The following is a 22,441-nucleotide window of genomic DNA, read 5'->3' as shown; positions in this document are numbered from 1 at the left end:
TTCGCAATTCTGAGGAAATTTCATTCGGAATACCGCTGTTTTAGGAAGTGATTAACCTTTCTTAAAGAGAGAAAAACATACAAAATACCGATATTTGTACGCTATTCCTTCGCCAGAAGAAGATGATGAGGTCGGGAGGATTTGTTTAAAACGAAAACGAAATTTTATGATGAATAAGAACACGGTGCTCGCTTGGGCGACTTTTATAATGATAATTGTTGGTTGTGCCTTAATTGCTATGGGTGCTTTTAGGTACGATGATGTTGCGGGCTGGGGGTTTGCCTCGGTTGGCATTGGATTTTTTGCCATTGCATGGGTTTTTAATGCCCTAAAGGGACGAGTATAATATGAAACGTGATGCTGAAATAAAGACGCAATTATCAAAACACCTGCAAGGCGGAATGGCCTTTTTGCTGTTAAAGGATATGCTTGAGGAAGTCCCTTTTGAAAAAATAACGGTGCGCCCCGCCGAATTACCCTATTCCGTATATGAACTACTCTATCATATCACCTTCACACAAAAAGATATTCTTGACTATTGTAATGGTGAAACCTACACGCTTCCAAATTGGCCTGACGATTATTGGCCGGAAACGAATACCGTTACCGAAAAAGAGTGGTTCGATTTAAAGAAATCTTATTTTGATGATCGCGATGCTTTTGAAGCCATGTTGAAGGATGGGGAAAAAGATCTTTTAAGCAATGTGAAGCATAGCGATAAACATTCCTATCTTCGTGAAACCTTATTAATACTAGAACATACAGCCTATCATTCGGGACAATTATTGGTGTTACTCCGATTGTTAGGCGTTCATAACTAAACCGATTTAATTTTCAAAGTATATGGCAGACGATAAAAAAGTGATTTTCTCCATGTCTGGGGTTACCAAAACCTTCCCCAGCGCGCAAACCCCTGTGTTGAAGAACATCTATCTGAGTTTCTTCTATGGCGCAAAAATTGGAATTCTTGGGTTGAACGGTAGCGGAAAGTCTACCTTGCTCAAGATCATCGCTGGAGTCGATAAAAACTATCAAGGTGATGTGGTCTTTTCGCCTGGATACACCGTGGGTTATCTGGAACAGGAACCTGAGTTGGATGATGAGAAAACCGTTATTGAAGTGGTGAAGGAAGGCGTCAAGGAAGTTGTCGATATCCTGGATGAATACAACAAGATTAATGACAGTTTTGGCCTGCCTGAAGTCTATGAAAATCCTGATAAGATGCAAGAGTTAATGGACAAACAAGCAAAGCTTCAGGATAAAATCGATGCCACCAATGCTTGGGAACTCGATACCAAACTGGAAATCGCAATGGACGCGTTGCGAACGCCTGAAGCCGATAAAAAAATCGGGGTGCTTTCTGGCGGGGAACGTCGTCGCGTAGCACTTTGCCGCCTGTTGCTTCAGGAACCGGATGTGTTGCTATTGGACGAGCCAACCAACCACTTGGATGCAGAGAGCGTTCATTGGTTGGAACATCACTTGGCACAGTATAAAGGAACAGTAATCGCCGTTACGCACGACCGCTATTTCTTAGACAACGTAGCTGGATGGATCTTGGAACTGGACCGCGGGGAAGGAATTCCATGGAAAGGAAACTATTCGTCTTGGTTAGAGCAGAAGTCGAAGCGTATGGAGCAAGAGCAGAAACAGGCCAGTAAGCGACAAAAAACCTTGGAGCGCGAATTGGAATGGGTCCGTATGGCACCGAAAGGGCGTCAGGCAAAGCAAAAAGCACGTCTGAACAACTACGATAAATTATTAAGCCAAGACCAAAAGCAACTGGATGAAAAGCTAGAAATTTATATTCCTAACGGTCCACGTCTTGGAACAAATGTCATCGATGCGAAAGGTGTTTCAAAAGCCTTTGGCGATAAGCTGTTGTATGAAGACCTGAACTTTAAATTACCGCAAGCCGGAATTGTTGGGATTATCGGTCCAAACGGAGCGGGAAAAACTACCATTTTCAAAATGATCATGGATGAAATAGAACCCGATAAAGGTTCGTTCGAAGTAGGGGACACCGCAAAAATCGCCTATGTAGATCAGAGCCATTCGAATATCGATCCTGAAAAAACAATTTGGGAAAACTTCAGCGACGGTCAGGAATTGGTTATGATGGGCGGAAAGCAAGTGAACAGTCGTGCGTATCTAAGCCGTTTCAACTTCAGCGGTAGTGAACAGAACAAAAAGGTTTCGAAACTCTCGGGTGGAGAACGAAACCGGTTACATTTGGCTATGACTTTAAAGGAAGAAGGAAACGTCTTGCTGTTGGATGAGCCGACAAACGACTTGGATGTAAACACACTTCGTGCCCTTGAAGAAGGATTGGAGAATTTCGCGGGTTGTGCGGTAGTGATTAGTCACGACCGTTGGTTCCTTGATAGAATCTGTACCCATATCCTGGCTTTTGAAGGAAATAGTCAAGTATATTACTTCGAAGGCGGTTTTAGCGATTATGAAGAGAACAAAAAGAAACGTTTGGGTGGCGATGTTATGCCGAAACGAATCAAATACAAGAAACTGGTACGCTAGTTTTTTGAAACAATAGTTAATAGGCCGAAGCAATCGCTTCGGCTTTTTTGTTTCCGAACACTTCAGAATTGGGTATCTTTAAGCTTCAATCCTTACCATTATGAATCGACTGTTACTCTTTTTCACAATCCTAATCAGTACATCAACTGTTTATAGCCAACAAAGAAACTTCGACTATTTAGATGTTTTTCAATTGGAATATGCCAACGATCCACAAATTTCACCCGATAGCGAATACATCGTCTATAGAAGGATGGGCTTCGATGTTATGAAGGACAGGAGTGAAGGAAGTCTATGGATTATCAGTATCGAAGATCCTTCCATTCACCATAAAATGACGGCAAGGGACGGAAGCGAAAGTCAGGCGCGCTGGTCACCTTCCGGCGATCGTATCGCTTTTGTGAGTAGTAGTGAAAATGGAAGTGAAATATATCTTTATTGGACGGAAACAGGAGCGCTAGCCAAGTTGACGCAATTAGAGAACAGCCCTTCAAACTTGGAATGGTCGCCAGACGGGTCGCACATCGCTTTCACCATGAAAGTAGACAGCGAAGCACCCGTTATTGCCAAAATGCCGCAGAAACCAAAGGGAGCCGATTGGGCCGATAAACCGAGGATTACCGACCGGTTGAAGCACGAAGCCGATGGTCGCGGATACTTAAACCCAGGGTTCACACATATTTTTACGATTCCAGCGCTGGGTCGGACTGCAAGACAGGTTACCTCCGGCGATTTCAACCATGGTGGTTCGCTGTCATGGAGCCCGGATGGGAATATGATTTATTTTTCAGGAAATAGAAATGAGGATTGGGAATACGACTTCAGAAACAGTGAAGTGTATTCGGTTTCCGTTTCAACGGGAGGTATTCAACAGTTAACAGACCGCGATGGACCCGATTATAGCCCGATCGTTTCACCTGATGGTTCAACTATCGCCTTTTTAGGGTATGAAGACAAGCGTCAGGCGTACCAGGTTACCCAGCTTCAGCTGATGGATAAGAATGGTAGCAATAGGCGTTCTGTTTCAACAGGACTCGATAGAAGTATTGGTAATATTTCATGGGATGAAAAAGGGAAAGGACTGTACTTTATGTATAACGATAAAGGACTGACGAAGTTAGCGCATATCAATTTGAGTGGAAAGGTAACCGATATCGTTTCAAATGTTGGCGGCACCACACTGGGACGTCCGTATGCCAGCGGAAATTATAGTCTTTCGGATGATGATGTAATTGCCTATACCATTTCTAGAACTGATCGCCCCGCGGAAGTGGCAGTGGTTGAAAAGGGTGGTGCTGCTGAGGTACTGACATCTTTAAATGAAGATGTGTTGGGCTATCGGAAATTAGGAAAGGTTGAAGAAGTATGGTACAAATCGACCTTCGATAATCGCGATATTCAGGGATGGGTGGTTTATCCACCGAATTATTCGGAAGCAAAGGAGTATCCGTTGTTGGTAGAGAATCATGGTGGTCCAATTCTGAATTATGGGCCTCATTTTTCAACAGAAATTCAACTTTATGCAGCCAATGGTTATATCGTATTTTACCCGAATCCTAGGGGAAGCACAAGTTATGGTGAAGCATTTGGCAACCTTTTATATCATAATTATCCCGGTGAAGATTACAACGATGTCATGGATGGTGTGGACCATCTTATACAAAAGGGAATTGCCCATGAAGATAAACTGTTCGTGACCGGTGGAAGTGCCGGAGGCATTATGACCGCATGGATGATTGGAAAGAACAACCGTTTTGAAGCTGCCGTGGTAGCGAAACCCGTTATCAACTGGATTAGCAAGACTTTGGTTGCCGATAATTATTATGGGTACGCGAACTCCCGCTATCCAGGTCAGCCTTGGGAAGAATTCGAAACGTATTGGAAATTTTCACCATTGTCGCTGGTAGGCAATGTTGAAACACCCACGATGGTAATGGTGGGAATGAACGATTTACGAACACCGCCGAGTGAAGCCAAGCAGTATTACCATGCCTTAAAGCTTCGAAAGATTGAAACGGTTCTGGTAGAAATACCGGAGGCGTCCCACGGAATTGCGGCACGCCCCAGTAATTTGATCACCAAGGTAGCACATACCTTGGCATGGTTTGAAAAATATCGGAAGTAAATTACTTCTTTGAATCCTGGTTTGGATACCAGTTGAGTTGCTTTACTTCAATGTTTTTGTTTGCGGTGGTTACGATCGATTTGAATTTATCGATATCGCTAAGGCCATCTTTTCCTCTATAGTGATATGGGTATACCACATCCGGCTCGAAGTCTAACACCGCATCGGCGGCACTTTCAACTGTCATGGTATAAGGTAGGTTCATACAGACAAAGGCTTCATTGATATTGGTCAAACTTCGCATTTCTGGGATGTCTTCCGTATCGCCAGAAATGTATACACGATGACCGTCCTTCTCAAGCACATAACCGTTACCTCTTCCCTTCACATGGAAATCCTTTGCTTCTTCGCGTAAATTGTACATTGGAATCGCATCGATGCTAAAACCTTGTAAAAGTTTAGCTTCATCGTTATTCATCACTTCAGTTTGAGCAGCTAAGGATTTAGGCAATTTGTCCATCACCGCTTGTGGAGCGATATAAGTAATGCCATCCTTGTTGATTGCTTCTAGGGTTTCTACGTTTAAATGATCGCCGTGAATATCAGTCAGTAACACAATAGTCGGGGTAGGTTGATTTGCAAAGGCTTTTGTCCCTCCAACGGGATCTACGTAAATGATAGTATTATCCCAGTCGATGACCATCGTAGCATGGGAAATGGGCGTTATCTGTACGTTCTGCTCCATTTCCTTTTCTTCATCCTGAGTTGAAGTCTGCACAATTTTTGTCTCTTCGGATGCATCGGTTTCTTGCGATTCTTTCTTTGTTTCATTGCAAGAAATTAGCAATAGGGAAAACAGGAAAACTGGTAAAATATATTTCATAGCTAGTATTTTCTACGAAAATACTAGAAAAACCACTAGCTATTCTGTTGTTTTACATTACTTTAAGATATGCCTTATAATTCGAAAGCGTTGTTATTCACAAAAAATAGGCTATTCACGAATAAAAGCTTTCCATTATGCCAAAAGCCCCGGAACAAGACATCATCTACGAAATAGATTACAGAACCACGTCCCATTCGTTCTTCACCAAAAACCAACGAATTGGCCAAACCAGCTTTTGCTTCTTCACCTGAAAAACCAGAAAGACTTACAGGGTCTCCTTTGATATAGCCTACAGTATAACCATCCTCTAAGAATTTATAAGAATCACTTCCCAATTTCAACGAATAGTAGGTATCGCCGTACCCAAAAGCCATAGGATGGGATGGGTCTAGCGTAACTTTATAAATACTTCCCGTAATCATGTTTTTGGTTCGTTCCTGTTCCCGTTGGTCGTATGGAATTAATTTGGAATCCTCCGATTTTTCAGTATCGGCACTATCTTGTTCATTTCGTTTTAGCCCAAATCCATCGGCTCGCTCAAGACTTGAAAGGGCGCGTCCGATAGCGATCAATTTTCCACCACCGCGTACCCAATCCTTAATGCCTTTCATAGCATCATTATTCATAGCACGTCCGTACCAGCCGCTGGGCACTACCAATACATTATAATCATCTAAATTTACACGGCCTATATCGTCGGTATTGATAGAGGTTACTGGATAGTCCAACTGCTGCTCAAAGAAATGCCAAATAGCACCATAGCTTAAGGATGAAGTGCCTTCTCCTTGTAAAACGGCTATTTTCTGCTTGTTGATCAATTTTACATCAGGCGATCCAAAATCGGTCATGGCATCGGCGAAGCTGGTCGGAGATGCGTATAATTTTCGATTATGATTATTTGCGATTTCCGTAAGTTTACTGTCAAAATTTTCGGTGTTTCGGTTATCTGATCGCGTGATAATTAGACTACCTCGGTCAAATTCATTTCCGCCAAACTTCAATTTCTTTTCTGAAAACCGAACCCTGATATCATGTTTCAATAAATCGGCTAAGAACTTCGCATCAGCCATGCTATTCCATTCCAAAATATAGCCTGCTGCTTTCGTAGTGGCCTGGTTGGTTACCATTCGGTTTGGTTGTGAGCCATTTGTTGAAACCAAGCTACTGCTGGCAACCGATTCCAGTCCGTACGCATACGGAAGGCTCCAAGCTGTAATGTCGTATGTTAGCGGTGTGCTTAAAGCAGTTTTTGGCTCGAAAAGAACGGTAACCATATGGCCTTTCGGCTGATTAGTGCTAACCACCAATGCATTTTTAGCTTCCAGCGAACCTTTTTCGCCTGTACCATACGAATACCCTTTAAACGAACCATTGGTAAACCCATATTCAATTTCGTGTAAATCCAATAAATCTGTCAATGCCTGTATATTATCGGCATCTCCTTGCATTACAAAGCTTTTATAGGTCGCGGAATTTGTATTGCCGAAATACTTTCGGAATTCTTCATTCAATTTTGCGGCATTCTTCGAGGAAATCTCCACTGTTGAAAGTCCGGTCGTAGTATGATGTGCCGCTCTATCTTTTAAGGTTAGCATTTGACCTTCATCCGTAAATACGCCCAACCCAGCAAAACCGTGACCAGCCTGCTCGTAGGTCATTCCAATGGCTCCCATATACGTAGGGTAGGTGTCGCCATAACTCGGATATAATAAATCGAAGCGTTCTCTCGTGAAAAACAACCAACCTTCCTGATCGAAGTATTTCGCATGGTTTTTACCGATCTGTGTTTGGAAATCGCGCTGCCAAGGCGTAATGATTTCATGATACGGTTCTGCTGCAGGCGCAAAGTAATAGGGTTCGTTTATGCCCTGTTCATGGAAATCGACATGCACATGAGGCATCCACTGATTATAAATTTTTAGACGTTGGCGGGTTTCTACCTGTGTCGCCCATGCCCAATCACGATTTAGGTCGAAAAGATAATGATTCGGACGTCCACCTGGCCAACGTTCACGGTGTTCGGTGGCATCCTGACTCGGGTCGAAAGGCGTTCGCTTTACTTGGTTGTACCAGTTGGCATAGCGATCGCGACCATCGGGATTTACACAGGGATCGATAATGACAACCGTATTTTGCAGCCATGCCTGTTTTTCGGTGATTAGCTCGTATAATGTTGCCATAGCAGCTTCTGTACTGCTAGCTTCATTTCCGTGAACGTTATAGCTTAACCATACGATAGCAACATCTGGTGAAGCGGAGCCTTCACCCATACCAATACTCGCAAGGTTGTTTTTTCGAATCGTTTCAATATTTGCCAAATTTTGAGGTGAAGAAACGATGGCATAGGTAAGGGGTCTACGCTCATTCGTTTTTCCATAATTATGGTAAGTAACCATACTGCTATTTTCGGCTACATGCTCGAAGTAATCGACTACTTGCGCGTGACGCGAAAATTGTTCGCCAATTTCATAGCCGAGAAATTCGGCTGGTGATTGAAGTTGTGCAAAAAGAGGAAAACTTAGGAATAGGAGGAGGTAAGAAAGTCGCTTCATAAAGGTATTTTTGATTGAAAGCTTAAAGATAATTGAAACTTTTTGATGGTAAAAGCCCCATTTCAATTGATCGGATTAACGTATTTTTAGAGGAATAGACGGCTGAAATAGGCTACATTTGCTGTAATTTGTAACACTTTATGCCAAAAAAGTATACGCTTCCTTATTCTGAAACCGGGTATTTCTCCTCCTTGATTTGCGACTATCTGCAAAAATCTGAGAAAACCAAACCGTTTTATCACCGGTATCCTTCTGTTGAAAATTTTAAAAAGCAACTGACCGAAAAGTCAAAACAGTTTTCAGACAATCAACGTCAACTTTTGGTTCGGCAATTGGAGCAGCAATATGAAGGTTTCCAGATTTCCGAGAAAACTTCAACAAACATTCAAGCGTTAAATGATGAGAAAACTTTTACCGTTACGACGGGTCATCAACTGAACTTGTTCACTGGCCCACTCTATTTCCTATATAAAATTATTTCAGTTCTGAATCTATGCAAAAAACTGAAAACGGAATATCCAGAGCATACCTTCGTTCCTGTTTTTTGGATGGCCTCCGAAGATCATGACTTCGAGGAAATTCAATATTTCAATTTTGAAGGCAAACGAATGGAATGGAACCGAGAAAGCGGTGGTGCCGTTGGACGGATGTCGCTTGAGAATATGGATGCGGTTTTTTCAGAGCTCTCAAACGCTTTGGGTGAAACGGAATACGCACACCATTTAACTACCCTGTTTCGAGAAGCTTATTTTGAACATAAGAATTTAGCGGAAGCTACCCGCCACTTGGCCAATCAGTTTTTTGGTGAATACGGATTGGTAGTGCTAGATGGTGATGATGCTATATTGAAGAAGGACTTTGTTTCCGTTGTTGAAAAGGAACTGAACGTACAATTGTCGCATCAACATGTTTCCGAAACGTCTGAAAAGCTTAAGGAAAACGGCTATAAAGAACAGGTGCATCCTCGGGAAATCAACCTTTTTTATTTGGGTGAAGGAGTCCGCGAACGTATTATCAAGCGTGAAGAAACGTATTTTATCGATAATACAGAGCTCAGTTTTTCCCAAAAGGAAATGGAAGAAGAACTTAAAAACCATCCTGAGCGATTTTCACCAAACGCCTTGTTACGACCCGTGTATCAAGAAATGATACTACCAAACCTCTGTTATATCGGTGGGGGAGGTGAATTGGCCTATTGGCTTCAGTTGAAGTCGTATTTTGAAGCCATTTCGCTGACATTCCCAATAGTTCACCTTCGAAATTCGGTATTGCTGGTGACGGAGAAGCAGGTTGAAAAATTGAAGAAACTAGACAGTTCTGTTGAAGAGTTATTCCTTCCCCAACAACAACTTCGTACCAAGCAAACCAAGCGTATTTCCGAAATCGAAATCGACTTCACCCCACAACGGGAACATCTTCAACAACAGTTTAAAGACTTATATACGTTGGCCGAAAAAACGGATGCCTCTTTCATCGGGGCAGTAGCCGCACAAGAAAAGAAGCAGCTAAATGGGTTGGATAATCTTGAAAAAAGATTGATGAAAGCGCAAAAGCGTAAGTTGGCAGATGAGTTGGAGCGATTGACGAAATTGCAGGATGACTTGTTTCCAAAGGAGAATTTGCAAGAACGCGTGAAAAACGTATCGGAATTCTACTTAAAATATGGCGAAGAATTGGTTCCAATGTTGCTAGAGGAATTGAATCCAATGGAAAATGCCTTTACGATTATCGAGCTTCAACCTTAGGGCTTGAAGGGGATGTCTTGCGATTCCAAATAATGAAGCGTATTCGGCCCTTGGTTGAAGAGTAGGTCCAATACTGAAAGATTCTCCAAAAACCCGTGCCTTTCCTGAAACACTTGAATATACGGTTCTAATTCGAAATTGCGTTCTGTCTTCGCATCGCTTAGGTATCGCAGATCTTGTTGCGTTGGATCCTTAAAGTACTCATCGGTGGTGCTATAGTCCTTTTCAATCCCAATCAGGTCGCAGAGGGTTTCAAATATTGTTAGGTTGTGTTCCCAAAGGGTTTCCACCTTTCTTTCAAAGAGCACTTTCAAATCGTCTTCATAAAACTCGAAAAAGGGAGAAGTACGATAGGCTGCCTGAAGCGATTTCCAGTGTTGCGATTGCCAGGGAAAGCTGTCTTCCACCAAAACTTCCTTGGTTCTTTGTCGATCGCCCGTATGCTGAATCGGAACATTCAATAATAGTTTTCCGTTGCTATGGGCAATATACGCTCGGGTCCTATAAGTTTGCTTTTGGTAATTATCTTCCGCTTCAAAAACGAGCTGCTTGCAGTGAACCACCGCAACCATTTGCGCCACGGAAGGAAAATAAGCAGGATGCAATAAAATGGTATCCACTACTTTTTATTCTTCTTTCTTCTTTTTCTAAAAAAGTCGAAGGCAAACCATCCCACTAACAAAATGAGGAAGTACTTAAAATAGGATACGTGTTCGCCACTGCCACCAACGGTTGTAAACACGCGCTCCCAACGGATTTTGTTGCCGAGCCCTTGTGCACTGCTATCCCAGCTCATCCAGATAAAGACCGGTTTCCCCACGACATGGCTAAACGGAACGTAGCCCCACATTCGCGCATCTTGCGAATTGTTACGATTGTCCCCCATCATCCAATAGTAGTTTTGTTTGAACGTGTATTGGGTCAAAGGTTCTCCGTTTAAAAGGACTTGATTGCCAGACAGCGAAATTTTGTTCTCGATGCCCATTTCTGAGCCTTCGTACACTTCGATAATTCTGCGATAGAGCGGAAGCGATTTAGGGGTAATGTCAACCGTAGCGCCTTCTTTTGGAATATAAATCGGACCAAAATGATCGGAATTCCAAGGGTATCGGTCATCGCGAGGGAAAGTGTTCGCATCGAATGCCCCTTTTTCCGCTTTGTAGGGAACCACTTCGGTAATGTTCGGATTGCGCTTCAACATTGCCAAGGCTTCATCCGAAACAGCAGGCAGCACATAAGCTTTCATTTGATCGTCGTAACCGATACCGTCGGTAATATCGTATTGCTTGAAAATATTCGGATTGATTTTCCCCTTCGTTTTAAAAGCGTAGGAAAACTGCAGCTTGGAACGATCTGGCAATTCGTTTTGCTTACCATTGATGTATACATAACCATCGCGTACTTCCAGTGAATCGCCTGGTAAGCCTACACAGCGCTTTACGTAGTTCGATTTTTTATCCAATGGTTTATCATATACTTCGCCATATGGATTGTAAATATTCACCAAGGTATCAACCGGCCAATTAAAGACCACGATATCGTTGCGTTCTATTTCCTGAAACCCAGGAAAGCGGAAATATGGAATCTGTGGATTCTTTAAATATGAACGTGTCTTAAGGATTGGAATCGTATCATGAACCATTGGGAACGCCACTGGTGTCATCGGCGTTCTTGCACCATAGTGGTATTTGCTTACAAAAAGAAAATCACCTACCAACAAGGTCTTTTCCAAAGAGGAAGTCGGAATGGTAAACGGCTGCATGAAATAAGTGTGTACAATAGTTGCCGCTACTACAGCGAACAAAATGCTACTGACCCATTCTCCCGCTGAGGTGCGCGGCTTTAAACTGCGATCCTCGATATAGGTAACGTCTTGGGTATAGTTGATGTAGTAGATGTAAAGACCACAGGTGAGCAGCACCAAAACCGTATCGGCGGTACTGTTTCTACCAAAACTACGGATCGTTTCTACCCAAACCACAGGAAACATGATCAGGTTTACGATAGGAATGAATAAAAGGATGGTCCACCACGATGGTCGATTGATGATCTTCATCAAGATAATCGAATTGTAGATGGGAACGGCTGCTTCCCATGCTTGTCGACCTGCTTTTATGTATAATTTCCAGGTTCCTAGAAAATGGATTACCTGTACGATTAGGATGAATAATAACCAACCTGTCCAGCTCATATATATTTTTTTGTGAAAAGAACACTGTCTTTTCTAGTGTATCATTTTAATCCCAACACATCTTTCATTGTAAAGATACCTTGTTTGTTGTGAATGTATTCGGCCGCTAAAATAGCACCTTTTGCAAAACCATCGCGGGTATGGGCTTCATGTTTTAGGGAAATAGTATCGATTTCGGATGAATAGGTCACGATATGTGTTCCCTTTACGTCGCCTTCACGGGCTGCGGAAATTGTGAGGATGTCTTCTCCTTCATCCTCCAGTTCCCATTTCTTTTTGGCTTTGGAATGCTTCAAAATATCCTCAGCAATTGAAATCGCCGTTCCGCTAGGGGCATCTTTCTTCTGTGTATGATGAATTTCCTTCACCGATACATCATATTCTTCCCAATCCGCCATCAGCTTTGCGGCATATTCGTTTATTCCGAAGAAGAGATTCACCCCAACACTGAAGTTTGACGCATACAGGAAACTTCCGTTACGTTTTTTGCAGAAGTTTGTCACTTCCTCGTACTTATCTAGCCATCCAGTAGTTCCTGAAACGACCGGAATATCGGCTTCAAGGGCTTTTGTAATGTTGCCAACTGCAGCTTCTGGAACTGAAAACTCTATGGCAGCATCGGCTTCTGAAAGATTTCCCTCATGTGTGTCGCTTGTACTTTTATAAACGATGATATGTCCCTTATCGGTCGCTAAGCGCTCAATCGTTTTTCCCATTTTTCCGTAGCCTAGTATCGCAAGCTTCATTATAATTTCCATTTAAGTGAAACGCCGTATTGGGTATTGGCATTCATCGGATTATACTCAAAATTCGGGGAAACGGACAAATCCTCTGTCACGTTATATTGTTGAAGGTGGGCGTCGACATTCGCATCAATGATATTGGCGGCATAAAAAGCAATGGCCACAATTATACTAACGTCCTTATTCTTTTGTGCGGTTCGTTGAGCATTTATCAATCTATCGTTGCTGATTATTGGCGTTTCGCCATCGCCATAAAATTCATCGTCGGTAAAGCCAGCTAAACGTCGCTTATAGGCATCGCGAAAGCGATTGTAATCATCATTGTTTCGAATATAGAAATAGATACCACCAGCGATTCCAGCATAGATGATAGGAATTTTCCAATATTTCTTATTGTAAGCTTGCCCCAATCCGGGAAGCACTGCGGAATAAAACGCTGCCTTCGACGGCGCCAACGGATTGTATTCTTCTGGTCCGGGAATGGTATCCTTTACCACGATAACCTCTCGCTCTTCCGAAACGGAAAGGCTGTCGGTTTGCGCCAAGAGGGAAAAGGGAACAAGAAAAAGGATTAGGAAAATATGTCGGCCCCAGCTACTCACTTTTCATACGTTTCATCAATCGCTCTAACTCTTCTTTATTATTGAAGGGAACGACTAGGCTACCTTTACCCGATTTCGAAACTTTTACTTCCACCTTGCTTTCTAGCCAGTCTTCCAATTCGCGACGGGCTTTTTTGGCGAAGGTCGGAACCGATTTTTTGGTCTTTTCTTTTTTCGTTTCAGGCGACTTTAGGTCACGAACCATCGCTTCGGTATCGCGGACGGATAGTTTTTTACCAAGGATCTTTTCGTAAATCTCCAATTGCGTATCTGTATCCTCAATGTTGATCAGCGCACGTCCGTGTCCCATAGAAATGAAACCGTCCCGCATTCCGGTTTGGATGATTGGGTCTAGTTTCAGCAATCGAAGGTAGTTTGAAATGGTCGAACGATTTTTGCCTACTCGGTCGCTCAATTCGTCTTGAGTGATTTCAATTTCGTCGATTAGGCGTTGGTAGGAGAGAGCGATTTCAATCGGATCCAGGTCTTGACGCTGAATATTTTCCACCAAGGCCATTTCCAACGATTCTTGGTCGTTGGCAATCCGGATATAAGCTGGAATGGTCTCTAAACCGATTAATTTTGAAGCGCGGTAGCGGCGTTCACCACTTACCAGCTGATACTTATTGAAACCGAGCTTACGCACCGTAATAGGTTGGATAACACCCAATTCCTTGATAGAGGAGGCCAATTCACGAAGCGTTTCCTCGTTGAAGCTTGTCCGTGGCTGGAATGGGTTCATGTCGATATACTCCAATTCCAGTTCGACGATGTTGCCGACTACCTTATCGGCATTCTTATCGTCGACAGACTTTATATCGTTGGAAGGGTCTTTCAATAGAGCAGAGAGTCCACGACCCAGTGCTTGTTTCTTCGTTGCTTTCGCCATAAATCCTTATCCGTTTTTTTCAATTAGTTCTTGGGCCAAGCTCAAGTAATTGTTGGCACCTTTACTACCCGCGTCGTAGCTAATAATACTTTCACCATAACTCGGGGCTTCACTTAAACGCACATTTCGCATAATGATTGTCTTAAACACCATTTCATCAAAATGCTTCTTCACTTCATCTACCACCTGATTGGAAAGGCGAAGCCGTTTATCATACATCGTTAGCAACAACCCTTCAATATCTAATTTATTGTTATGGATTTTCTGAACGCTTTTAATGGTATTCAGCAGTTTGCCCAAGCCTTCCAAGGCGAAATATTCACATTGAATCGGAATAATGACCGAATCGGCCGCGGTAAGGGCATTCAACGTTAAAAGCCCTAGCGACGGAGCACAGTCTATTAAGATATAGTCGTAATCTTTCCGAAGATCGCCGATAGCAGTCTTCAACATGCTTTCGCGTTTGTCTTGGTCGACTAATTCAATTTCAATTGCGACAAGGTCGATATGTGCGGGAATTACATCGAGATTCGGAGAATTGGTCGACATAATCGCTTCCTTCGCGGAAATGGTATGCTCTAGGATTTGATAGGTGCCTTTTTCGACTTCCTCTACATCAATCCCCAATCCTGAAGTGGCATTCGCCTGGGGATCGGCATCGATAAGCAACACCTTTTTCTCCAAAACACCTAAAGAAGCTGCCAAATTAACTGAGGTTGTGGTCTTTCCTACACCTCCCTTTTGATTTGCAATGGCTATTATTTTACCCATTAAGTCTGTTATGGTTTACCGGCTAAAAATACGATTAATTCTATGGAATAGAAACCCTTTTTGTTAACAGGAAGTGAACAAATTCAGGGATTTTCAACTAATTGAGGGTTATGGCTTTGCTTATTCGGCAAGAATCATCTTTGATTGGTTGCATAACGGCAAAAGCTCCAAAAGCCCATGTCTCGCTAAAAAAGGTCTTTTGTCACTTTTGCCACCCACCCAAATGTGGGATATGCAATTACTTTCCTTTTTTGGCACGGATCATACTGTGTGGTTGTGTACCGGCAAAAGCTCCAAAAGCCCATGGCTTGCTAAAAAGGGTCTTTTGTCACTTTTGCCACCCACCCAAATGAGGGATATGCAATTTCTTATTCTTTTTTGGCACGGATCATATTTTGTGGTTGTGTAACGGCAAAACTTCCAAAAGCCTATGCCTAACTGGAAAAGGTCTTTTGTCACTTTTGCCACCCACCCAAATGTGGGATATGCAATTACTTTCCTTTTTTGGCACGGATCATCTGTTCGAGCATATCCCACATTTCCTCGGGTACTTGCTCCAATAAATTCATTTGACCGGCGCCTTTTAACCATTCGCCACCATCGATAGTAACGACCTCGCCATTCATATAGGCTGAAAAATCGGATACCAAATAAGCGGCTAAATTGGCCAATTCCTGATGGTCGCCAACACGCTTTAACGGTACTTTCTTAGCTAAATCGAACTTTTCCTTTAAATCGCCAGGTAGCAGTCGGTCCCAAGCTCCTTTGGTTGGAAAAGGTCCGGGTGCGATCGCATTAAAGCGCATGCCGTATTTTGCCCATTCCACAGCCAAGGAACGTGTCATAGCCAACACTCCGGCCTTTGCGCAGGCACTGGGCACTACATAAGCGGAACCTGTGTACGCGTAGGTAGTAACAATATTTAGAACCGTTTTATTTTTTTCCTCAACATCAATCCAATGCTTTCCAAAAGCCAGCGTGCAGTTTTTGGTTCCTTTTAGCACGATATCAATAATGGTATCGAAAGCGTTGGCACTCAGTCGCTCCGTAGGAGAGATAAAATTTCCGGCTGCGTTGTTCAAAAGCACATCTACAGAGCCAAATGCTTCAACCGACTCCTTTACCATATTTTCAACTTGGTCGTAATGACGAACATCGCATTGCACGGGATGGACCTTTCCACCGGTTAACGATTCCAATTCATCTTTTACCTTTTCGAGTTTTTCGATATTTCGGGAGGTAATGACGACATTGGCACCTAATTCCAAGAAGTAGGTAGTCATCGATTTTCCTAGTCCGCTACCACCACCGGTAACAACTATTGTTTTACCCTTAAGGGCATCATCACGAAGCATTTTTGCTGAAGTATCCATAGCTTTTTTTTAGTGTCATGTAAAAATACGGAAAAGCAACATTTTTATTATGCATGCATAGCAGATATTTGTCTATCTGCCATGCGGAATACTTCGATAAAGTACACAAGGGTTTAACGGACTATCCTTATCGAGTTTTGGGTGAAGAAAGGTTTTGATGTATTCCATCCCGATGCGCTGCATCACTTTTTCTGAAGGTTTGTTCTGAACGGGAGTATGGGAATAGATTTCGGCTAGTTTACATTTGTTGAAGCCAAATTCCAAACAGGCTTTTGCCGCTTCGGTAGCATATCCCTTTCCCCAGGCTTCGCGTTTGAAGCGCCACCCGATATCGACTGAAGGTGTGAAGTCGCTTTCAAAGGTTTGGTACATCAGGCCTGTAAATCCGATGAATTTTCCTGTGGAAAGTTCATCTACGGCAAAATAGGTATATCCCTTCTCGTAAAAATGTGTTGAAAATCGATTCATAAGTTGTTCGGTTTCCGATGGTGAAAGTAGGGATGGAAAATGCTTCATTACTTCAGTATCCTGCCCCATTTTCACAAAAGCTTCAAGGTCGGAAGAGTGCCAATTGCGTAGTCCGAGACGCTCAGTTTGGATGATATAGTTCACTATTCAGAAACAGAATCGATCAATATTTGAAGTAATTCGATTGCCGCCTGACTAATTTTAGTTCCTGGTCCATACACAGCCACTGCCCCAGCATCGAACAAGAATTGATAATCTTGGGAAGGAATGACACCGCCAACGATTACCATAATATCCTCACGACCTAGTTTTTCAAGTTCGGTTACAACCTGCGGGACCAAGGTCTTATGACCAGCGGCCAAGGACGAAACACCTAAAATATGGACATCATTTTCAACCGCTTGTTTTGCCGCTTCGGCAGGTGTTTGGAATAAAGGGCCAATATCCACATCGAAGCCCACATCGGCATAGCCAGTAGCAACAACTTTTGCACCACGATCGTGACCATCCTGACCCATTTTGGCAATCATGATTCTTGGCCTCCTGCCTTCCAGTTCTGCAAACTGATCGGCCATTTCCCTTGCCTTTGCAAATGATGGATCTTGTTTCACTTCCTTGCTGTATACTCCTGATACGGATTGAATATTTGCCTTATAGCGACCGAATACTTCTTCCAAAGCATCCGAAATTTCACCTAAAGTCGCACGCTCTCGTGCCGCATCGACGGCTAAAGCTAGTAAATTTCCATCACCCGATTCGGCAGACTGCGTCAGTTTTTTTAGGGCCGCATTTACCTGTTCGGTATTACGCGCTTTCTTGATGCGCTCCAATCGCTCGATTTGTGATGTCCGTACTTTCTGATTATCGACATCCAAAATATCGATAGGGTCTTCCTTTTCCAAACGGTATTTGTTCGTCCCTACAATAATATCGCGACCACTATCGATTTTGGCCTGCTTTCGCGCAGCAGCTTCTTCGATGCGTAGCTTTGGGATGCCCTTTTCAATCGCTTTGGTCATGCCACCTAGTTCTTCGACCTCCTCAATCAACGCCCATGCTTTATCGGCAATCTCCTGCGTCAGGGTTTCCACATAATAACTTCCTGCCCATGGATCGACCGTTTTGGTGATTTTCGTTTCTTCCTGTAGGTAAATCTGGGTGTTCCGCGCAATCCGCGCCGAAAAGTCGGTCGGTAGTGCGATTGCTTCATCTAAAGCGTTCGTGTGTAGCGACTGTGTACCCCCGAAGGCAGCGGCGGCGGCTTCGATACAGGTTCTGGCTACGTTGTTAAACGGATCCTGTTCCGTTAGGCTCCATCCACTGGTCTGACAATGGGTTCTTAGCGATAGTGACTTTGGATTCTTTGGATTGAATTGTTTCACCAACTTTGCCCAAAGCATTCTTGCAGCTCGCATTTTTGCGATTTCCATAAAATGGTTCATTCCAATCGCCCAAAAGAAGGAAAGCCGTGGTGCAAAACTATCGATGTCCATGCCCGCTTCAATCCCGGTTCGGATGTACTCCAAACCATCGGCCAAGGTATAGGCCAATTCGATATCGCAAGTAGCACCTGCTTCCTGCATATGATAGCCCGAAATGGAAATACTATTAAATTTCGGCATGTTTTGCGAGGTGAATTCAAAGATGTCACTGATAATCTTCATAGAAGGCGTAGGTGGATAGATATACGTATTTCGCACCATAAACTCCTTCAAAATATCGTTTTGGATGGTTCCTTTAAGCTGTTCTGGTTTCACCCCTTGCTCTTCAGCGGCAACAATGTAAAATGCCATAATGGGTAAAACGGCTCCGTTCATGGTCATCGATACGCTCATTTCTTCCAATGGAATCTGATCGAAGAGAATTTTCATATCCTCCACACTGTCGATGGCAACCCCTGCTTTTCCAACATCACCAAAAACCCGTTCGTGATCGCTGTCGTAACCTCGGTGCGTGGCAAGGTCGAAGGCAACCGACAATCCTTTTTGCCCGGCGGCTAAATTTCGTCGGTAGAAAGCATTGCTTTCCTCGGCAGTAGAAAACCCAGCATATTGCCGGATGGTCCACGGTCTGCGGACATACATGGTAGAGTAGGGACCGCGAAGATACGGAGGGATGCCGGCAGCATACTTCAAATGCGTAAGGTCATCTACATCGGAAGCCGAATAGGTCCGCTTAATATCGATGCCTTCGGAAGTAGCATAAGTTTTCTCTTTTTTCTGTCGTTCCGAAGATGTTTCCGTTTGAAGGGTTATATGTTGAATGTCTTTTCGCTTCATTACATCTTGGTTTTTTCAATGAAAGGTGAAAAATAAGCTTCAAAGGGGGTTGAGAGTTGAAGCAGAATGGTTTTGTTATTGGCCGTCACAATAAAGGTTGAGTTAAACCACTTGAAATTATCGGTGGCATCACTAATTTTATTTAGACTTTTGAAAACATATTTTTCTGGATGCCCGTTGTATTTTGCCGAAAGTTTTTCATAGGTATACGGAGTGTCTGCAAGCGCTCGCTCGTTATTCATTCGAATCATGCCCAACAAATATTTTGCGTCTTGTCTTGTCATTGGGCTGTATGGCATGGTATTGACAGTACACGTGCTTCCGGTTGTTTTGTCGAAGAAAAGGTAAAGGCCACCATCCATTTCCTGTAGACTATTAATTCTTCTAGTTTCATTCATGAAAGCTTCTTCCGACAATACAGAGTCCAACACTTTTTGATAATTCGCTGTGGAATAGGCCTGAAATTCATCGGGCAAGTAAACTTCGGCACCATTTTGCTCCAAAAAATGGTAGGTCCCGAATGCTTCGTCGGAATTCTTCACCTCCATCCAATTTACTACTTCGCTTCCCATCTGCATACAGAATACGAGACACAAACCACAGAGGCCTAGAACAATCGTATTTGTTACTTTAAACATTCAATAAAAAACTTCTAATTATCATAAAAATCATAAAGGCGATAAACAAAAAGCCTACGGCGATTACCAAATAGCGGTTCCATTTCTTTTTAACCATCACACCATTTATTCCGGTTCGGATTAGGCCGATACCCAACAGTGCAAAAATGATGGCGAGGATTATTTGTAGTGAAATGCCGCTCATTGCTCTTCAGTCTCTAATCGTTCTTGTTCCAATTTTTCGGCTAGGCGCTTTGGAAGAATGGGTTCCAGCAGCGTTTTTCGTTTGTCTGTTTTTAAGAAAGGATAGAGTTCTAGGTCATCTTTCATCCGATCTTGTTTGTTCGGATGATAATTGGTTCCGAGTAATTTCAAGGTTCCTTCCTCAAATAATTGTTGTTCCTTGGCGGCACTTTCCTTTATTTTCTGTTGAATTTTTCCTTCCTTCAATTGTGAAAGGAAGCCGCCTCCTTTTTCAATATCCTTAAACAGTGCTAGTGCTTTTTCCGCTATTGAAGAAGTCAAACTTTCAATATAGTAGGTTCCGTCAGACGGATTGCTAACCGTATCGAAATAGCTTTCTTCCTTCAATACCAACAATTGGTTACGGGAAATTCGCTCCCCAAATTCGTTGCTTTTATGGTATAGGGTATCGTATGGCTGATTGCAAACGGCATCGGCACCACCTAATACGGCCGACATACACTCTGTTGTGGTACGGAGAATGTTCACGTTATAATCGTAAAGGGTTTTGTTCCGACGCGATGGCGTTGCCAAAATATGGCATTCCTCTTTAGCACCATATTCCTTTGCTAAAACAGCATATACTTTTCGAAGCGCTCTGATTTTGGCGATCTCAAAGAAATAATTCGATCCCATTGCCATTTTAAAGGTCAACTTAGTTTCAGGAAGCCACTCTTTTTCTGAATAATGATTCAGGTATTCGTTGGCATGGGCAAGTGCATAGGCAACTTGCTGTACGATGTTGGCGCCAGCATTTTGATAGGTTTCCGTATCTACACTCAATAAATGGTGCTTAGCGTATTGGGAACTAAGAGTGTCCAAAATCTGGTGATCCTCCTTTAAGGAATGATACCAATTACCACTTCTTCCCAGATTACCGATAAGGTCGATGTTGTAATATACAGTTGCTTTTTTTTGGGTGAAGAAGTCGATTAACTTTTTATAAAACTCCTCTGAAAGAAACTCTAGATTAAGATAAATCGTGATTTCCTCAAACGGCAGATTTTGAAACGTTTTTTCAATATCGAAAGATTCGGTTGAAGAAAAATACAATGCTTCAGCTCCGCGATTAATTGAATCGATGGCTAGTTCGTTCGCTATTTTTTCATCATCTATAAAGACAGCTTGGGTAACCGACCACGTTTTCGGCTGACCGGGAATAGGAGGGAAGGACTGTTCGAAATCGTCGGGATGGTAAAACGGTTTTACGTCGATGCCCTCCAGGGAACGCCAGAGCAAGGCTTCATTATAATCGCCACCCTTCAGGTCGACCTGAATTTTCTGTTTCCATTCCTTAGCTGAAACGGGCGGAAAATCGTCAAATAAATTATTCATTCTCATTGTCTTTTTTCACGCTATCGGCGTGTTCTATAATATAGATATCTTCACCTTCTTTCTTAAGATAGTATTTTTCACGCGCAAACCGTTCTACTTGGTCGCTATCCTTCATCTTTTCCATAAAGCGTTTGTCCTTTTCGATTTCAGACTGATAATATTCCTTGTTTTCCTCAAGGGCTTCAATATCGTCGTCCAATTCCTTATGAATCAAAAAGGAATTCGTGTCGAAAAACAACATCCAAATCACGAATACCAACAGAATAAGCACATACGTATTTGTTGCTATCTTAAACCATCGCTTATTTTGGAGGTTCTTCAGATTCATTGTTGTGCTACCAGTTTTTGATGAATGATACTTCTTATAACGTCTACAGCCACAGTATTGTATCGATTGGTCGGAATAATAATATCAGCGTATTCTTTCGTCGGCTCAATAAATTGCTGATGCATCGGTTTTAATGTGTTTTGGTAGCGACCGAGCACCTCTTCGAGGTCGCGGCCCCGTTCGGCGATATCGCGCTTCAATCTTCGAATTAATCGCTCGTCGCTATCGGCATGCACATATATCTTGATATCAAAAAGCTTTCGAATCTCAGGATGTGTAAGGATTAAGATACCTTCCACGATGATGACTTCCCTTGGGTGTGTGGTTTCCGTTTCGCCCGTCCGGTTATGGTCCTTAAAGCTATACACCGGCTGTTCGATGGCATTTCCCTTACGTAATTCCTCTAGGTGCGATACCAACAAATCGAAGTCGATGCTGTTCGGATGATCGAAGTTGATCTTCACCCGTTCTTCGTAGGGTAAGTGACTAAGATCCTTGTAATACGAATCTTGTGAAATGATGCAAACTTCTTCCTTCGGAAGTTCCGCCACGATTTGGTCGACTACAGTTGTTTTTCCGCTTCCCGTTCCGCCAGCAATACCGATGATAAGCATGAAATGTAAGGTTTCTTGCAAAGGTAGGGAAAATGTTGTTGCGATAGGCTGTATGCTATAAGCTGTATGCAATTTCTAGTGATCGGTGATTGGTGAACCTGCCTAGCCGGCAGGCAGGCTATGAACTGTGAAAAGGGAGTTGGGAGTAGGAAGTAGGAGGTAGCCCGCCCGTACCGAACGCCCGCCTGACCTCATTCGGGTAGGT

Annotated in this window: 21 protein-coding genes; 5 read left to right on the top strand and 16 right to left on the bottom strand. The window is 43.0% G+C overall.

Going from position 1 to position 22,441, the window contains the following annotated elements; translation table 11 throughout:
• Positions 1 to 169 precede the first annotated feature (169 nt).
• The 4 genes from I4Q58_RS14460 (at position 170) to I4Q58_RS14445 (ending at position 4,660) form a co-directional block, all read left to right on the top strand.
• Positions 170 to 346, top strand: coding sequence for a CAL67264 family membrane protein (locus I4Q58_RS14460; protein WP_236002951.1), 177 nt, complete (start codon positions 170 to 172; stop codon positions 344 to 346).
• Position 347: 1 nt separating this feature from the next.
• Entirely contained in the window at positions 348 to 821 is a 474-nt protein-coding gene (locus I4Q58_RS14455; protein ID WP_203296614.1) for a DinB family protein, read from the top strand.
• A 22-nt stretch (positions 822 to 843) separates the two neighbouring features.
• Entirely contained in the window at positions 844 to 2,535 is a 1,692-nt protein-coding gene (ettA, locus tag I4Q58_RS14450) for an energy-dependent translational throttle protein EttA (RefSeq protein WP_203296613.1), read from the top strand.
• 100 nt (positions 2,536 to 2,635) lie between these two features.
• Complete coding sequence (locus I4Q58_RS14445; protein WP_203296612.1) at positions 2,636 to 4,660, top strand: S9 family peptidase; 2,025 nt, start codon at positions 2,636 to 2,638, stop codon at positions 4,658 to 4,660.
• 1 nt (position 4,661) lies between these two features.
• Here I4Q58_RS14445 and I4Q58_RS14440 read toward each other — a convergent pair whose 3' ends face one another.
• The gene (locus I4Q58_RS14440; RefSeq protein WP_203296611.1) at positions 4,662 to 5,483 is read right to left on the bottom strand and encodes an MBL fold metallo-hydrolase; all 822 of its coding nucleotides are present in this window, start codon (positions 5,481 to 5,483) and stop codon (positions 4,662 to 4,664) included.
• A gap of 74 nt (positions 5,484 to 5,557) precedes the next feature.
• On the bottom strand, positions 5,558 to 8,038 hold the full coding sequence (locus I4Q58_RS14435) for a M14 metallopeptidase family protein (protein WP_203296610.1): 2,481 nt from the start codon (positions 8,036 to 8,038) through the stop codon (positions 5,558 to 5,560).
• A gap of 140 nt (positions 8,039 to 8,178) precedes the next feature.
• On the opposite strand from I4Q58_RS14435, the gene bshC reads away from it, so the two are divergent.
• Positions 8,179 to 9,783, top strand: a complete 1,605-nt coding sequence (gene bshC, locus I4Q58_RS14430; RefSeq protein ID WP_203296609.1) for a bacillithiol biosynthesis cysteine-adding enzyme BshC — start codon at positions 8,179 to 8,181, stop codon at positions 9,781 to 9,783.
• Here the strand turns inward: bshC and I4Q58_RS14425 are convergent.
• The 14 genes from I4Q58_RS14425 to udk form a co-directional block, all read right to left on the bottom strand.
• Positions 9,780 to 10,403 (bottom strand): WbqC family protein, encoded by a 624-nt coding sequence (locus tag I4Q58_RS14425; protein ID WP_203296608.1) that lies wholly within the window; start codon positions 10,401 to 10,403, stop codon positions 9,780 to 9,782. The genes bshC and I4Q58_RS14425 overlap by 4 nt on opposite strands.
• A complete protein-coding gene (gene lepB, locus I4Q58_RS14420) occupies positions 10,403 to 11,974 on the bottom strand; it encodes a signal peptidase I (RefSeq protein WP_203296607.1) in 1,572 nt (523 codons plus the stop codon). Before lepB ends, I4Q58_RS14425 begins: the two co-directional genes overlap by 1 nt.
• Before the next feature lie 41 nt (positions 11,975 to 12,015).
• On the bottom strand, positions 12,016 to 12,720 hold the full coding sequence (gene dapB, locus I4Q58_RS14415; protein ID WP_203296606.1) for a 4-hydroxy-tetrahydrodipicolinate reductase: 705 nt from the start codon (positions 12,718 to 12,720) through the stop codon (positions 12,016 to 12,018).
• Positions 12,720 to 13,319: a DUF5683 domain-containing protein gene (locus I4Q58_RS14410; RefSeq protein WP_203296605.1), complete on the bottom strand. Its 600-nt coding sequence runs from the start codon at positions 13,317 to 13,319 to the stop codon at positions 12,720 to 12,722. Before I4Q58_RS14410 ends, dapB begins: the two co-directional genes overlap by 1 nt.
• Entirely contained in the window at positions 13,312 to 14,208 is an 897-nt protein-coding gene (locus tag I4Q58_RS14405; RefSeq protein ID WP_203296604.1) for a ParB/RepB/Spo0J family partition protein, read from the bottom strand. The genes I4Q58_RS14410 and I4Q58_RS14405 overlap by 8 nt, the downstream gene beginning before the upstream one ends.
• Before the next feature lie 6 nt (positions 14,209 to 14,214).
• Complete coding sequence (locus tag I4Q58_RS14400) at positions 14,215 to 14,979, bottom strand: ParA family protein (protein WP_203296603.1); 765 nt, start codon at positions 14,977 to 14,979, stop codon at positions 14,215 to 14,217.
• A 491-nt stretch (positions 14,980 to 15,470) separates the two neighbouring features.
• Positions 15,471 to 16,352 (bottom strand): SDR family oxidoreductase, encoded by an 882-nt coding sequence (locus I4Q58_RS14395; RefSeq protein WP_203296602.1) that lies wholly within the window; start codon positions 16,350 to 16,352, stop codon positions 15,471 to 15,473.
• Between the two features lie 72 nt (positions 16,353 to 16,424).
• On the bottom strand, positions 16,425 to 16,964 hold the full coding sequence (locus I4Q58_RS14390) for a GNAT family N-acetyltransferase (RefSeq protein WP_203296601.1): 540 nt from the start codon (positions 16,962 to 16,964) through the stop codon (positions 16,425 to 16,427).
• Positions 16,964 to 19,099 carry a methylmalonyl-CoA mutase gene (gene scpA, locus I4Q58_RS14385; RefSeq protein WP_203296600.1) on the bottom strand — a complete coding sequence of 712 codons (2,136 nt, stop codon included), beginning with the start codon at positions 19,097 to 19,099 and terminating at the stop codon, positions 16,964 to 16,966. Before scpA ends, I4Q58_RS14390 begins: the two co-directional genes overlap by 1 nt.
• On the bottom strand, positions 19,099 to 19,737 hold the full coding sequence (locus I4Q58_RS14380; protein ID WP_203296599.1) for a hypothetical protein: 639 nt from the start codon (positions 19,735 to 19,737) through the stop codon (positions 19,099 to 19,101). The genes scpA and I4Q58_RS14380 overlap by 1 nt, the downstream gene beginning before the upstream one ends.
• Positions 19,730 to 19,921: a hypothetical protein gene (locus I4Q58_RS14375; RefSeq protein WP_203296598.1), complete on the bottom strand. Its 192-nt coding sequence runs from the start codon at positions 19,919 to 19,921 to the stop codon at positions 19,730 to 19,732. Before I4Q58_RS14375 ends, I4Q58_RS14380 begins: the two co-directional genes overlap by 8 nt.
• Positions 19,918 to 21,294, bottom strand: coding sequence for a methylmalonyl-CoA mutase subunit beta (locus I4Q58_RS14370; protein WP_203296597.1), 1,377 nt, complete (start codon positions 21,292 to 21,294; stop codon positions 19,918 to 19,920). The genes I4Q58_RS14375 and I4Q58_RS14370 overlap by 4 nt, the downstream gene beginning before the upstream one ends.
• Positions 21,287 to 21,622, bottom strand: a complete 336-nt coding sequence (locus I4Q58_RS14365) for an FtsB family cell division protein (protein WP_203296596.1) — start codon at positions 21,620 to 21,622, stop codon at positions 21,287 to 21,289. Before I4Q58_RS14365 ends, I4Q58_RS14370 begins: the two co-directional genes overlap by 8 nt.
• Positions 21,619 to 22,236 carry a uridine kinase gene (gene udk, locus I4Q58_RS14360; RefSeq protein WP_203296595.1) on the bottom strand — a complete coding sequence of 206 codons (618 nt, stop codon included), beginning with the start codon at positions 22,234 to 22,236 and terminating at the stop codon, positions 21,619 to 21,621. The genes I4Q58_RS14365 and udk overlap by 4 nt, the downstream gene beginning before the upstream one ends.
• Positions 22,237 to 22,441: the final 205 nt, after the last annotated feature.

This window comes from Luteirhabdus pelagi (genome assembly GCF_016827595.1).
Classification (GTDB): Bacteria; Bacteroidota; Bacteroidia; order Flavobacteriales; family Flavobacteriaceae; genus Luteirhabdus; species Luteirhabdus pelagi.
The sequence above is the reverse complement of the archived record's forward strand: the minus strand, read 5'-3'. Positions and strand labels throughout refer to the sequence as shown.